The 13,692-nt window shown below is 70.6% G+C and carries 9 protein-coding genes; 3 read left to right on the top strand and 6 right to left on the bottom strand.

Features of this window, described 5'->3' with window-relative positions; all coding sequences use genetic code 11:
• Positions 1 to 4: 4 nt before the first annotated feature.
• Positions 5 to 4,264 carry a DUF3367 domain-containing protein gene (locus ACPCHZ_RS02865; protein ID WP_423483354.1) on the bottom strand — a complete coding sequence of 1,420 codons (4,260 nt, stop codon included), beginning with the start codon at positions 4,262 to 4,264 and terminating at the stop codon, positions 5 to 7.
• A 7-nt stretch (positions 4,265 to 4,271) separates the two neighbouring features.
• On the bottom strand, positions 4,272 to 4,445 hold the full coding sequence (locus ACPCHZ_RS02860) for a DUF2613 domain-containing protein (RefSeq protein WP_264011484.1): 174 nt from the start codon (positions 4,443 to 4,445) through the stop codon (positions 4,272 to 4,274).
• Between the two features lie 131 nt (positions 4,446 to 4,576).
• On the opposite strand from ACPCHZ_RS02860, the gene ACPCHZ_RS02855 reads away from it, so the two are divergent.
• Positions 4,577 to 5,758 (top strand): glycoside hydrolase family 3 N-terminal domain-containing protein, encoded by a 1,182-nt coding sequence (locus ACPCHZ_RS02855; RefSeq protein ID WP_423483353.1) that lies wholly within the window; start codon positions 4,577 to 4,579, stop codon positions 5,756 to 5,758.
• A gap of 1 nt (position 5,759) precedes the next feature.
• Here the strand turns inward: ACPCHZ_RS02855 and ACPCHZ_RS02850 are convergent, their stop codons facing one another.
• On the bottom strand, positions 5,760 to 6,926 hold the full coding sequence (locus ACPCHZ_RS02850; protein WP_423483352.1) for an amidohydrolase family protein: 1,167 nt from the start codon (positions 6,924 to 6,926) through the stop codon (positions 5,760 to 5,762).
• Positions 6,927 to 6,993: 67 nt separating this feature from the next.
• Here ACPCHZ_RS02850 and ACPCHZ_RS02845 point away from each other — a divergent pair, with 67 nt between their 5' ends.
• On the top strand, positions 6,994 to 7,623 hold the full coding sequence (locus tag ACPCHZ_RS02845) for a TetR/AcrR family transcriptional regulator (protein WP_423483351.1): 630 nt from the start codon (positions 6,994 to 6,996) through the stop codon (positions 7,621 to 7,623).
• Positions 7,624 to 7,695: 72 nt separating this feature from the next.
• On the opposite strand, the gene ACPCHZ_RS02840 is transcribed toward ACPCHZ_RS02845, so the two are convergent.
• On the bottom strand, positions 7,696 to 8,544 hold the full coding sequence (locus ACPCHZ_RS02840; protein WP_423483350.1) for a MaoC/PaaZ C-terminal domain-containing protein: 849 nt from the start codon (positions 8,542 to 8,544) through the stop codon (positions 7,696 to 7,698).
• 3 nt (positions 8,545 to 8,547) lie between these two features.
• A complete protein-coding gene (locus tag ACPCHZ_RS02835) occupies positions 8,548 to 9,900 on the bottom strand; it encodes a 3-oxoacyl-ACP reductase (protein ID WP_423483349.1) in 1,353 nt (450 codons plus the stop codon).
• A gap of 87 nt (positions 9,901 to 9,987) precedes the next feature.
• Here ACPCHZ_RS02835 and ACPCHZ_RS02830 point away from each other — a divergent pair, with 87 nt between their 5' ends.
• Positions 9,988 to 11,289 (top strand): acetyl-CoA C-acetyltransferase, encoded by a 1,302-nt coding sequence (locus tag ACPCHZ_RS02830; protein WP_423483348.1) that lies wholly within the window; start codon positions 9,988 to 9,990, stop codon positions 11,287 to 11,289.
• Positions 11,290 to 11,700: 411 nt separating this feature from the next.
• On the opposite strand, the gene ACPCHZ_RS02825 is transcribed toward ACPCHZ_RS02830, so the two are convergent.
• Complete coding sequence (locus tag ACPCHZ_RS02825) at positions 11,701 to 13,536, bottom strand: acyl-CoA dehydrogenase (protein ID WP_364978454.1); 1,836 nt, start codon at positions 13,534 to 13,536, stop codon at positions 11,701 to 11,703.
• Positions 13,537 to 13,692: the final 156 nt, after the last annotated feature.

Genomic DNA, 13,692 nt, shown 5'->3' with positions numbered 1-13,692 from the left:
GATGCTAGGGCTGTGCGGGTTGCGGCGGGTTCGGTTCGCGGTGATCCGGCACCGCCGACGCGGCCAGCGCCGCCACCGAGATCAATGCCAGCAACTGCACCCCCACCGAGTGCCCGGCGTACCCGTCGACCGAGCGCCAGGGCGTCTGGCTCAGCACGGCGCCCGCCGCGATCAGGCCGATGGCTACGGCGCCGACCGTGATCCTGTCGCGCAGTCGTACCCGGCTGCGCAGCACGTACCGCACGCCCAGTGCGGCGCCGACGACCAGCGCCCCGACCGCACCGGCGACGACGGCGCCGACTCCCACCGCGGCTGCGCCCGCCGGCCACGGACCGGGCCGCCACGGCCGGGCCGGGTGGTCGGGGCGTGGGCGGCGTCGCGCAGGCAACCAGGCCAGCAGCGCCAGCAGCGGTAGCAGGCACAGCCCGCCGACCAGGCCGGCGCGGTACAGCGCGCTGGATGCGAAGCCCAGCGTGATCGTGCCCGACGTGCCGGCAGGCACCACCCAGCCCTGCTGCCAGCCGTTGACGACCACCGGAGTGAGCTCGTCGCCGGCTTCGGTACGGGCGTGCCAGCCCGGGTTCACGCTCTCCGGCACCACCAGCACCCGGGATGCCTGCGCCCCGGGGACCTCGATTTCCCGCCGGTCGGCGCCCCACTGCCCGGTGTCGACGGGAGTCGTTGTCGCAGGCTGTATCTCGCTGGCCTGCGGGCCGGCCAACTGCGCGCCGTCCACCACGAACGTCGGCCCGGGGCTGATCACGAGTTCCTGCTGGCCCGCGGGCAGCGGGATGGGATCGGGGCGGCACGTCTGCGCGGCGATCGGCTCGCCGTCGAGCAACGCTCCCACGGTGGTGCGGACGGACGTCGGCACGAACTGCCCGGCCACACCGATGACGGGGCCGCGCCCACAGGGCAGGACCACCGGACGCGACCGGTTGCCTGCGGCGTCGGCGGCCGCGATCGGCCTGCCCTTTCCGTCGAGCACCTCGATCCCGGCGAGGCCGGGCGGTTTGAGCTGATCGAATCCCAGTGCGGTGCGGTCGATCACGTCGTTCCAGTCCAGCAGTGACACGGTCACCGTGTCGGTGCGGTGCGGGTGCAGATCGATGGTCTGCGACTCGTCCTTCCCGGACAGCCGGCGCACCTGCGGGCCGTCACCCAGATTGACCGCGACCATCGTGGGCCGGGCGGGCGGTTCCACCGCACTCGGCGTGATGCGCAGCGCCGCAACGTCGGTCGCAGCCGGCAGGCGAACGCTGAGGGTGGGTGGGGTGCGTTGCTGCACCACCCGTTGCGGCGCGATCCATGTCGTCCGAGGATCTCCGTCGGTCACGGCGAACGCCGATCCCTGCACGTCGATCAGGTCGGCGTCCCCGGTGGCCCTCGTGGTGCCCGGCTGACCGATCAGGTCCGCCAGCTTCGGGCCCTGCCGGGCGCGCAACCACACGGTCGGCGTCACCGCGACGGCCTGCGGAACGGTCAGCGTGCGGCTGAGGTTCACCGGTTCCTCGGGCGCCAACGCCATCGTCGCCGCACACCGGACCCCGTCGGGGGAGTCGACGCAACCCGGCCTGCCCAGCAGTTCGGAGCCCAGATCCCACTGTCCGACCGTCGATCCGGCCGGCGGGCCGGGCACCTCGACGGTGTGGCGCACCGTGACCGGAGTCGCGAAGCCCCCTGCGTCGTACTGGGTGACCGAGAGGTCGGTGATGCCGAACTGCACACCCCCCGACCCGTCGTCGGTGGCCGCGGCGGTGATCCGGACCCACGGCGTCTCCCCGTAGGGCAGCGCGACCGTCAGCGGCTCGCCGGCCTCCTCGAACCGCACCGAGCTGGTCCCGTTGACCGTCGACACCTCCAGCCGGCGTACCTGGGCGCCGACGGCGGTGGCGCTCGGGGTGATGGTCAGCGTGGCGTTGGTGACCGGGCGGTCGAAGTCGATCTGCAGCCACTGCCCGACGGCGGCCTGCAACGCGTTGGACACCCAGCTGGTCGAGGTGTCGGAGTCGACGGCCGACGCGGGCCCAGCGGCGGGTGCGACGTTGGGCAGCGCGGTCGAGTCCGACGCCGAGCTCGACACGCTCACCCGCCCGCCGGTCCACCGGCCGTACACCGGATCGGCGCCGTCGACGGGGTAGTCCGGGACGCGGTTGAACGTGTGCCGGGTGTCGTCGGGCGTCCGGATCGCCGAGGCGTGGTCGTCGACCCGGCCGTAGTCGATCTCGCGTGCGAGCGGCGTGTCGGTGACCGTCACCAGGGGAGCCGGGAGACCCGCCCGCTCGGCGTCGGCGGTCAGCAGCATCGGCCCCAGCGGCGGCCGGCCGGTCAGGCGGCGCCGTTCGTCGAGCCGCAACAGGGCTTCGGGCGCACCGTCCACCCGGGCCATCGTGTCGGTGTCGACGAGGTAGGGCGCCGCCGGATTCGTCGCGCCTGTGCCTGCGTCCACCCGGTAGATCTCGACCGCCGGGTAGGGCGGGCGAAGCCCGCTGTCGGTGACGAAGCCGTCGAGCGTGCCCGGCCCGACGGGATCACCGAATTCCGCCACCTTCGTCAGCCCGGGGGAGCCATCGACGGCGCGGTGCACCAGCACCGGCCGGGCCGACCGCGACGATTCCGGGTCCAGGTCGTTGCGCACCACGACGTGAGAGATCCCTTGTCGGGCAAGGGTGTCGGCCAGTCCGGCGGACGGCCGTCCGGCAGCGAAGAGGCGTTGCACGGAGTCCAGCGCGCGGATCGTCTCCGGCGGCGTCAGCGGTATCGAGTCCCGCACGCCCCACGGGCTGCGCCCGAGCACCTGCAACGGCTCGTCATGGCTGCTGCCCCACACCTGGGTGGCGAACGGCGCGCCGGGGGCCACCAGCACCCGCCCGGCGGTGGGGGTGCCGGTGTTGTGCTCGTCGAGCCAGTCGGCGGTCTGCTGCCAGTACGGCGGGATCTCGTCGAACGCGCCCGGCGGTGCGAGGCGGCCCGTCCACGCCAGCGACGTCCCCGCCGCCAGCGCCACCAGCACGACGATGCCCACCGCGACCCGCTTGTCGCGTTCGGGATGGCTGAACGCCTCGCGCACCACCGGCCGTGGCGCGCTGCCCGGCAGCGGGATGCGGCCCAGGAGGTGGATCAGCCCGAGCGCCAACGGCACCCGCAGCAGCGGGTCGAGCTTCTGCAGGTTGCGCAGCGGTGTGCCGTCGGCGTCGAGAAACGCCTGCACCGCGTGTGCGACGGGGGAACCCAGCCCCCCGGAGTAGCCCGCGGCCAGCAGCACCACCCCGGTGAGCAGCACGGTGATCAGCCGGCCGCGCGCGGGCATCGACCGCATCGCCAGGCCGGCCAGACCCGCGGCGGCCACCAGCGTCGTCGCGAGCACCGCGACCGAACCGGTCACCAGCGAGCTGCCCGCGGTGGCGCCGGGCGCGACGAACGGCGTCCAGCTGCCGGTGCCGCGCAGCATCTCGGTCAGCGACATCCACTGGGTGGTGACGCCCGACGACTCGATGAAGTCCAGAAACGGCGGGCTGATGCGGCCCAGCAGCAGCAACGGCACCACCCACCAGGCGACCGCGAGCGCCGCACAGCCGAACCACCACGCGGTGAACCGCCACCAGCGCCGGTTCGGCCGGTGACACGCCCACCAGATCACCGCGACCAGACACCCGGTCAGCGTCGCGACCGCATTGACCGCGCCCATCAGCGCGACCGCCACCGCCGAGCGGGCGGCGAGCAGCCGCACCGGTCCGGCGCCCCGCAGCGCCAGGATCACGGGCAGCAGCACCCACGGGGCGAGCATCATCGGCAGCGTCTCCGACGACAGCGCGCCGAGCGTGGTCAGCGCGCGCGGCGACAGCACGAACGCGACGGCGCCGACGACGCGCGATGTCGGCGTGCCGATGCCCAGCGCCTCGGCGACGCGCAACACACCCCAGAACCCGACGACGAGCAGTAGCGCCCACCACAGCCGCTGGGTCACCCAGCCGGGCAGGCCGACGAGGTCGCCGGCGAGGAAGAACGCGCCGTGCGGGAAGAGGTAGCCGTAGGCCTGGTTCTGCGCCTGGCCGAACGGCAGCTCGCTGTTCCACAGGTTGGCCGCGCGGGCCAGGAAGCGCAGCGGGTTCGCGGTGAGGTCGAGTTTGGTGTCGGGCGAGACCTGGCCGGGCGACTGGGCGAACGTCAGGATCAGCGCCGCCGCGGCGGCCACCCACAACCAGCGCCGCGACAACGGCTCGAACCGCTCGGGGGGTGTGGGCGGCCCATCCTCCCGGGCCACCCGGGGGCTAGCTTCTGTCGCCGTACTCGACCCGGTTGAGCACCGATGACGCCGGATCGCCCGCCTGCAGCGGAGGCCTGTTGTCCTGCTGCACCATCAGTGTCACGCCGAACACGGCCGCCGCACCCAACAGCAGGCCGACGACGATACTGGCCGCGGAAGGCACGATGAACCTGTCCATGCCGTCAACGTAGCACGGGCAGGTCAGCGCCCCGGCGGCACGACGAGCACCGGCCGGTGACCGTGCCGCAGCACGTGCCGCGACGACCACGGGATCGATTCCGCGTTCACGTGCCGCTAGTGTCGGGCCCTATGGTCTTTTCCCGCGTGAGCGCGCTGGCAGCGATGGCCGGGCTGCTGGTGGCCTGTGCGCCGGCCGGTGAGCAGTCCACCTCGACACCGCAGCCGAGCCCCGTCAACAGCGTCGTGCCGCAGGCGGCGCCCAATGTGCCGCTGAAGGGCCCGCTGCCCGCGGCACCCCCGGCACCGGCCTGTGGCGACGTGCTGGCGGGCATGTCGGCCCGCGACAAGCTGGCTCAGCTGCTCATGGTCGGGGTGACCGGTGCCGCCGACGCCCGCGCGGTCGTCGACACCCACCACGTCGGCGGGATCATGATCGGCAGCTGGACCGACCTGTCGATCATGGGCGACCAGCTACGCGACATCTCCGGCGCGGCGGGTCCGCTGCCGCTGGCGGTCAGCGTCGACGAGGAGGGCGGACGGGTGTCGCGGCTGGCCGGGCTGATCGGCAGCCAGCCGTCGCCGCGCGAGCTGGCGGCCGGCCAGTCGCCCGAGCAGGTGTACGGCATCGCGCTCGACCGCGGCCGCAAGATGCGCGCCCTGGGCATCACCATCGACTTCGCACCGGTCGTCGACGTCACCGAGGACGCCGACGACACCGTGATCGGCGACCGCTCGTTCGGGGCGGACCCGGTCACGGTCACCGACTACGCCGGCGCCTACGCCCGCGGGCTGCGCGACGCCGGCGTGCTCCCGGTGCTCAAGCACTTCCCGGGCCACGGGCACGCTTCAGGCGACTCGCACACCGGCAGCGTGACCACGCCGTCGCTGGCCGATCTGCAGGCAAACGACCTGGTGCCGTACCGGACGCTGACCACCCAGGCGCCGGTGGCCGTGATGGTCGGCCACATGCAGGTGCCCGGGCTGACCGGGAGCGACCCCGCCAGCCTCAGCCCGGCGGCCTACGCGCTGCTGCGTTCGGGCCAGTACGGCGGCCCGCCGTTCGGTGGCCCGGTGTTCACCGACGACCTGTCGTCGATGCAGGCGATCACCGACCGGTTCGGTGTCGCCGAGGCGGTGCTGCGCAGCCTGCAGGCCGGTGCCGACACCGCACTGTGGGTGAGCACCGGCGAGGTTCCCGCGGTGCTCGACCGGCTGGAGAAGGCGCTGGCCGCCGGCGAGCTGACCCCGGCCGCGGTCGACGCGTCGGTGCTGCGGATGGCCGCGGCCAAGGGCCCCAACCCGCGCTGCTGAGCTACAACCCGTAGACGCGGGTGGCGTTGTCGACGCCGATCATGTCGACGATCCGCACCGCGTCGTCCACGCCGCAGTCGCCCGAGCGCACCCATTCGCCGAGCACCCGCCCCATCGCGCGGCGCCACAGCACCGAGCCCAGCACGTGCAGTTCGGGCGGGCCGAACGCGTCCGAGCTGTACAGCTGCTTGGCGAATGGCGCCGTCTCCAGCGACTCGGCCACCAGCGCCGTCGACCGCACGCCGAGGAAGTTGATGCCCAGCCCGACATCGAAGTGCACGTGGTCGAAGGCCTGGGCGAGGTAGCCGGCCTGGCGGTGAAACGGGTAGCAGTGCAACAGCAGCACCGGGACCGGCGCCATCGTGCGCAGCAGCGGCAGCATCAGCAGCGGGTCGGTGCGGTGCAGGTCCAGATCCCGGTCACCGAAACCCACGTGCACCTGCAGCGGCAGACCGTGTGCGGCCGCCTCGTGCGCGCCGAACGCCGTCATCACCGGGCTGTCGAGCCGCAGCGGTGCCGGACGGGCGGCCAGCCCACGGGCGGCGGCGGCGACGTCGGCGTCCGTCGGCCGGGTCCAGTCGATGTCGAATCCGGTGCGGTAGGCCGCGATCGTCTTGGCGCCGACGACGCCGTCGGTCCCGGCGGCCGTCGCCAGCGCAGCCCGCAGCGCCTCGGGGAACTGCTCGGGCGCGACGCCGCCGCTCAGCAGGTCCTCGGCGAGCGTCTCCAACCGCACCACCTGCGACGCCGGGCTGCCGCTGAGCGCGGCGAGTCCGTCCGGCGTGGTGATCCGGTCGCCCTTGAAGCCGGGGTCGACGATCCACCGCGCCACCCTCGCGGCGGGCAGCATCGTCGTGGCCAGTTCCTCGGCGGTGAACGCGCTTCTGCGCTGCCAGTACTCGTCGGCACCCGCCAGCGGCGCCAGGCCGAGCAGCGGCGCGCACCATCGCCGCACCGCGAGGCCCGGCGGCGAGTCGAACTGCGTCATGAACTCTGGCACCGGGTCGGGGGAGCCCTCGTTCAGCGACGCCTCGAACTCCGGCCGGTCGACCGGCACGGCGTAGGTGCCGTGCACGTGGTGGTCGACGAGTTCGATCTCGCGCAGCCGGTCGGCCAGCGCCTGGGGCACGTCGGCCTCGACGCCGCGGAACACGTCGGGCAGCGGCATGGTGTGATTCTCGCTCAACCACCGCGCCGCGGACGCCGTCCGGTCACCCATTGCTTACCCTGAGGTCATGGCAGGCGGAACCAAGCGGTTGCCCCGGGCGGTCCGGGAGCAGCAGATGCTCGACGCCGCCGTGCAGATGTTCTCGGTGAACGGCTATCACGAGACGTCCATGGACGCGATCGCGGCCGAGGCGCAGATCTCCAAGCCGATGCTCTACCTGTACTACGGCTCGAAGGAGGAGCTCTTCGGTGCCTGCCTGGCCCGCGAGCTCACCCGGTTCGTCGACGAGGTGCGCAGCAAGATCGACTTCTCGCAGAGCCCGAAGGACCTGCTGCGCAACGCGGTGCTGTCGTTCCTGACCTACATCGACACCAACCGGGCGTCGTGGATGGTGCTCTACACGCAGGCCACCAGCTCACAGGCGTTCGCCCACACCGTGCGCGAGGGCCGCGACCGGATCGTCGACCTGGTCGGCAGGCTGCTGCGGTCGGGCACCCGGCACCCCGAACCGGACACCGACTTCGACATGATGGCCGTCGCGCTGGTGGGCGCCGGTGAGGCGGTGGCGACCCGGGTCAGCACCGGCGACGCCGACGTGGACGAGGCCGCCGAGCTGATGATCAACCTGTTCTGGCGCGGCCTGAAGGGCACACCGGCCCACGAGGACGCCCCGTCGGTCGCCGACGCGCATACCTGACGTTGAGATTGCACTCAGATCGCGTCCAGGCGCGAAATCGCGATCTGAGCGCAAAGTCAACGCGCGGCGAGCCTACTTCAGCGCTGTGGCCGTCGCCGTCAGATGCGGGTCGCCCTTGCTCAGGTGATGCAACGCCAACTGCCAGCCGCCGTCGTTCCCGCGGCTGACGTAGAGGCCCGCGCTGGCGGGCAGGACCACGGGCTTGGCGAACCGCACCGTGTACTCGACTGCGTCGGGCAGCTGTCCCTCGATGTTGGCCAGCACGGCCGCGGCGGTGAACATCCCGTGCGCGATGACGCTCGGGAAGCCGAACAGCTTGGCGGCCACCGCGTTGGTGTGGATCGGGTTGTGGTCGCCGCCGACCGAGGCGTATTTGCGGATCTGCGCGGGGGTGATGCGCAGGACGGCGTTCGGCGGGCCCAGCTTGGGCTTCTTCTGCGGTGGGGGTTTGGGCTCGTCGGACAGGCTGGTGCGCTGCTGGTGCAGGAACGTGGTGACCTGGTGCCAGGCGAGGTCGTTGCCCACCTTGACGTCGGTGAGGATGTCCGCCAGCAGTCCGCGCCGGTGCTCCCGCAGGTTCTCCGCATGCACCGACACCCCGACGGTATCGCTCACCAGGATCGGCCGGTGCTGGGTGATGCGATTCTCGATGTGCACCGAACCCATTGCGGCGAAGGGGAAGTCGAAACCGGTGACGAGTTCCATCACGGTGGGGAAGGTCAGCGCGAACGGGTAGGTCAGCGGCACCCGGTCGCCGAACCGCAGCCCGGTGACCGCCGCGTAGGCGGCGACGTTGGCGGCGTCGATGCTCAGCTCGTCGACGGTCAGCGTGCGGTCGGGCAGGGTGTCGCCACGCGGCACGAACGGCAGGGCGCCCGCGGCGGCACGCGCCAGATTGCGCAGCCCGGAGGGTTGTGTCACGTCTCAGGCCCCCAGCATCGCCTGGCCGCAGACCCGGATCGTGTTGCCCGTCACGGCATTCGACGCGGGACTGGCGAAGTACGCGATCGTCTCGGCCACGTCGACGGGCTGGCCGCCCTGGTAGAGCGAGTTGAGCCGGCGACCCACCTCACGGGTGGCCACGGGAATCGCCTCGGTCATCTTCGTCTCGATGAAGCCGGGCGCCACCGCGTTGATCGTGATGCCCTTGTCCGCCAGCTTCTCCGCCAGCGCGTCGGTCAGACCGATCATGCCGGCCTTGGTGGTCGCGTAGTTGGTCTGCCCGCGGTTGCCCGCGATGCCTGCCATCGAGGACAGGCCGATCACCCGGCCGCCCTCGGCGAGTACGCCGTTCTCGGCGAGTCCTTCGGTGAGGTGGAGCGGCGCAAGCAGATTGACGGCCACCACCGAGTCCCAGCGGCCTTCGTCCATGTTGGCCAGCAGCTTGTCGCGGGTGATGCCCGCGTTGTTGACGAGGATGTCGAGGGTGCCGCCGTGGTTCTCGCGGAGGTGCTCGGCGATCTTGTCCACGGCGTCGGCCGCCGTCACGTCCAGCGTCAGGGCGGTGCCGTCGACCTTGTCCCGGACCTTCGCCAGGTCCTCGGCGGCGCCCTCGATGTCGACGACCACGACCGTGGCGCCGTCACGGGCGAACACCTCGGCGATGGTCGCGCCGATGCCTCTCGCCGCACCGGTGACGAGCGCGACCTTGCCTGCGAGCGGCTTGTCCCAGTCCGACGGCGGCACGGCATCCTCGGCGCCGACCCGGTAGACCTGGCCGTCGACGTAGGCGGACTTGCCGGAGAGGATGAACCGCATCGTCGACTCGAGGCCGGTGGCCGCGGGCTTGGCGTCGGGGGAGAGGTACACCAGCGACGCCGTCGCGCCGCCGCGCAGCTCCTTGCCCAGCGAGCGGGTGAAGCCCTCGAGCGCGCGCTGCACGATCTGCTCGTGCGGGCTCGAGGTCGCGTCGGGGTCGGTGCCGACGACGACGAGGCGGGCGCTCGGCGTCAGGTTGCGCAGCACCGGCGTGAAGAACTCGTAGAGCCCCTTGAGGCCTTCGGGTTCGGTGATGCCGGTGGCGTCGTACACCAGGCCGCCGAACTTGTCGGCCCAGCGGCCGCCGATGTTGTTGGACACCACGTCGTAGTCGTCGGCCAGTGCGGTGCGCAGCGGCTCGACGACTCGGCCCTCGCCGCCGATCAGCAGGGCGCCGGGCAGCGGCGGTTCGCCGGCCTTGTACCGGCGCAGTGTCTCGGGCTGCGGGATGCCGAGCTGCTTGGCGAGGAACGAGCCGGGTGCCGAGTGGACGATTTGGGAATACAGATCCGAAGGCATGGGTACGAACTTACTCCAGAGTAAGAAGCGTGGGTACTATGACCCTCATCGATAGCCCTGGATAACCGACAACGGAGGCAGACAAACGTGGCTGACACCAATTCCCGCCGGCGGGTCGCCGTCCTCGGCGGAAACCGCATCCCGTTCGCACGCTCGGACGGCGCGTACGCCAACGCCTCGAACCAGGACATGTTCACCGCCGCCCTGGGTGGGCTGATCGAGCGCTTCGACCTCGACGGCGAGCGGCTCGGCGCCGTCATCGGCGGCGCGGTGCTCAAGCACAGCCGCGACTTCAACCTGATGCGCGAGTGCGTGCTCGGCAGCGCGCTGTCGTCGTACACCCCGGCCTTCGACATCCAGCAGGCCTGCGGCACCGGGCTGCAGGCGGCGCTGGCCGCAGCGGACGGCATCGCGCTGGGCCGCTACGAGGCCGCCGCAGCGGGTGGGGTGGACACCACCTCCGACGCCCCGATCGCGTTCGGCGACAACCTGCGCAAGAACCTGCTCGGCCTGCGCCGCGCGAAGTCCAACGTCGACCGGCTCAAGCTGGTCGGCAAGCTGCCCGCGTCGGTGGGCATCGAGATCCCGGTCAACAGCGAGCCCCGCACCGGGATGTCCATGGGCGAGCACGCCGCCATCACCGCCAAGGAGATGGGCATCAAGCGCGTCGACCAGGACGAATTGGCCGCCGCCAGCCACCAGAACATGGCCGCCGCCTACGACCGCGGCTTCTTCGACGATCTGGTCAGCCCGTTCCTCGGCCTGTACCGCGACAACAACGTGCGGGCGGACTCGTCGGCGGAGAAGCTGGCCAAGCTCAAGCCGGTGTTCGGCGTCAAGTTCGGCGACGCGACGATGACGGCGGGCAACTCCACGCCGCTGACCGACGGCGCCTCGGTGGCGCTGCTGGCCAGCGAGGAGTGGGCGCAGCAGCACTCGATCGAGCCGCTGGCGTACTACGTCGACGGGGAGACCGCGGCGGTGGACTACGTCAACGGCACCGACGGTCTCCTGATGGCGCCCACCTACGCGGTGCCGCGGCTGCTGGCGCGCAATGGCCTGAGCTTGCAGGACTTCGACTTCTACGAGATCCACGAGGCGTTCGCGTCGGTGGTGCTGGCGCACCTGCAGGCGTGGGAGTCCGAGGAGTACTGCAAGGAGCGCCTCGGCCTGGACAGTGCGCTGGGCTCGATCGACCGCTCCAAGCTCAACGTCAACGGGTCGTCACTGGCCGCCGGGCATCCCTTCGCGGCCACCGGCGGGCGGATCATCGCCCAGCTGGCCAAGCAGCTGGCGGAGAAGAAGAAGCAGACCGGCCAGCCGGTGCGCGGGCTGATCTCCATCTGCGCCGCCGGCGGGCAGGGCGTCGCGGCGATTCTCGAGGCCTGAGCCCCGAAATATCGACTCGTGAAAATTTCTTCGGCACGGCTGTAACGCCCCCGGCGAACCGTTCGATACAGGGGATAGCTCCGTGTTGCCGTCTGACCCCCCGACCCGACGGCAACACGGGGCCACTTACTTCGGTGCGACGTATTTCCTCTGGTACGAGGGGTGTCAGAGGCGTACAGTCGGCCGTACGACGGGTTCGGGAGCGACTGATCCGAACAGCCGGCGAGGGGTGAACAGCCGGCGGCGTGTATCTCGTGAGAGACGCCCCCATGTGTCCTCCCGAACCCGCCCTCATGTCTTCTGCCGCCTGAATCGTTGCGGCGCACTCATATCTCGGTAGCCCCTCGTATTCGCGCTCGCCCCACGCAAAAGGCCCCCGGACGAATCCGGGGGCCTCTTGGTCGAATCAGATCAGAACGCAGCCTCGTCGAGCTCCATGATGTCGTTGTCGAGGTTCTCGACCACCTGACGCGTGCTCGTCAGCAGCGGCAGGAAGTTCTTCGCGAAGAACGACGCCACCGCGATCTTGCCCTCGTAGAACGCCTTGTCGTCGCCGGTCGCGCCGGCGTCGAGCGCCTCGATGGCCACCGCCGCCTGCTTCTGCAGCAGCCAGCCGATCACCAGGTCGCCGACGCTCATCAGGAAGCGCACCGAACCCAGACCGACCTTGTACAGCTCCTTGGGATCCTCCTGCGCCGACATCAGGTAGCCGGTCAGTGAGGCCGCCATCGCCTGGACGTCCGTCAGAGCGGTGGCCAGCAATGCGCGCTCGGCCTTCAGCCGGCCGTTACCCGACTCGTTCTTGACGAACTCCTCCATCTGCCCGGCCACGTGCGCCAGCGCCACACCCTTGTCGCGGACGATCTTCCGGAAGAAGAAGTCCTGCGCCTGGATGGCGGTGGTGCCCTCGTAGAGCGAGTCGATCTTGGCGTCGCGGATGTACTGCTCGATCGGGTAGTCCTGCAGGAAGCCCGACCCACCGAACGTCTGCAGCGACTCGGTCAGCTTGGCGTAGGCCTGCTCGGATCCGACACCCTTGACGATCGGCAGCATCAGGTCGTTGACCCTCAGCGCCAGCTCGCCGTCGACGCCGTGCACGGCCTGGGCCACCGCCGCGTCCTGGTAGGTGGCGGTGTACAGGTACAGCGCCCGCAGACCCTCGGCGTAGGCCTTCTGGGTCATCAGCGAACGGCGCACGTCCGGGTGATGGGTGATCGAGACGCGCGGTGCAGTCTTGTCGGTCATCTGCGTCATGTCGGCGCCCTGGATCCGCTCCTTGGCGTACTCGAGCGCGTTCAGGTAGCCGGTCGACAGGGTCGCGATGGCCTTGGTGCCGACCATCATGCGGGCCTGCTCGATGACGTCGAACATCTGCGCGATGCCGTTGTGCACCTCGCCGACCAGCCAGCCCTTGGCGGGCACGCCGTGCTGGCCGAAGGTCAGCTCACAGGTGGCCGAGACCTTCAGGCCCATCTTGTGCTCGACGTTGGTGACGAAGGCGCCGTTGCGCTCGCCCAGCTCGCCGGTCTCGAAATCGAAGAGGAACTTGGGCACGAAGAACAGCGACAGACCCTTGGTGCCCGGGCCCGCGCCCTCGGGGCGGGCGAGCACCAGGTGGAAGATGTTCTCGAACAGGTCGTCGGAGTCGGCGGAGGTGATGAACCGCTTCACGCCGTCGATGTGCCACGAACCATCGTCCTGCTTGACGGCCTTGGTGCGGCCTGCGCCCACGTCGGAACCGGCGTCGGGCTCGGTCAGCACCATGGTGGCGCCCCAGCCGCGCTCTGCGGCGAGCTGCGCCCACTTCTTCTGCTCGTCGGTGGCCTGCTTGTAGAAGATGCTGGCGAAGCCGGCGCCGCCGCCGTACATCCACACCGCCGGGTTCGCGCCGAGCAGGTGCTCGTGCAACGCCCACACCAGCGCGCGGGGCATCGGCATGCCGCCGAGTTCCTCTTCGACACCGACCTTGTCCCAGTCGTTGTCGATGACGGCACGCGCCGACTTCTTGAAGGACTCCGGCAACGTCACGGTGTGCGTCTTGGGGTCGAAGACCGGCGGATTGCGGTCGCCGTCCTCGAACGATGCGGCGATCGGACCTTCGGCCAGGCGGGCGATCTCGCCCAGCATCTCCTTGACCGTGTCGGCGTCGAGGTCGCTGTACACCCCCTCACCGAGGGCCTTGTCGACTTCGAGCACCTCGAACAGGTTGAATACCTGGTCCCGGACGTTGCTCTTGTAGTGGCTCACTATGTCCTCCTCGACGAGAATTGCCACCTGCGGTTGGGTACTTCGGTTAAGTTACCCACCAGTAACTAATGGTCACTATACCGCCCGGTAACTTCAACGCAAAGCGCGCGCGAGCAATTTCCACCGGCTAATCAACCAGGCGGTTGGCCGAACGCT

This window comes from Mycobacterium sp. NPDC050041 (genome assembly GCF_049541695.1).
Classification (GTDB): domain Bacteria; phylum Actinomycetota; class Actinomycetes; order Mycobacteriales; family Mycobacteriaceae; genus Mycobacterium.
The sequence above is the reverse complement of the archived record's forward strand: the minus strand, read 5'-3'. Positions and strand labels throughout refer to the sequence as shown.

What these genes read in the sequence shown, in the direction of transcription:
- ACPCHZ_RS02860 (WP_264011484.1), bottom strand. Translation starts at nt 4,445, where the DNA reads ATGGACAGGTTCATCGTGCCTTCCGCGGCCAGTATCGTCGTCGGCCTG.
- ACPCHZ_RS02855 (WP_423483353.1), top strand. Translation starts at nt 4,577, where the DNA reads ATGGTCTTTTCCCGCGTGAGCGCGCTGGCAGCGATGGCCGGGCTGCTG.
- ACPCHZ_RS02850 (WP_423483352.1), bottom strand. Translation starts at nt 6,926, where the DNA reads ATGCCGCTGCCCGACGTGTTCCGCGGCGTCGAGGCCGACGTGCCCCAG.
- ACPCHZ_RS02845 (WP_423483351.1), top strand. Translation starts at nt 6,994, where the DNA reads ATGGCAGGCGGAACCAAGCGGTTGCCCCGGGCGGTCCGGGAGCAGCAG.
- ACPCHZ_RS02835 (WP_423483349.1), bottom strand. Translation starts at nt 9,900, where the DNA reads ATGCCTTCGGATCTGTATTCCCAAATCGTCCACTCGGCACCCGGCTCG.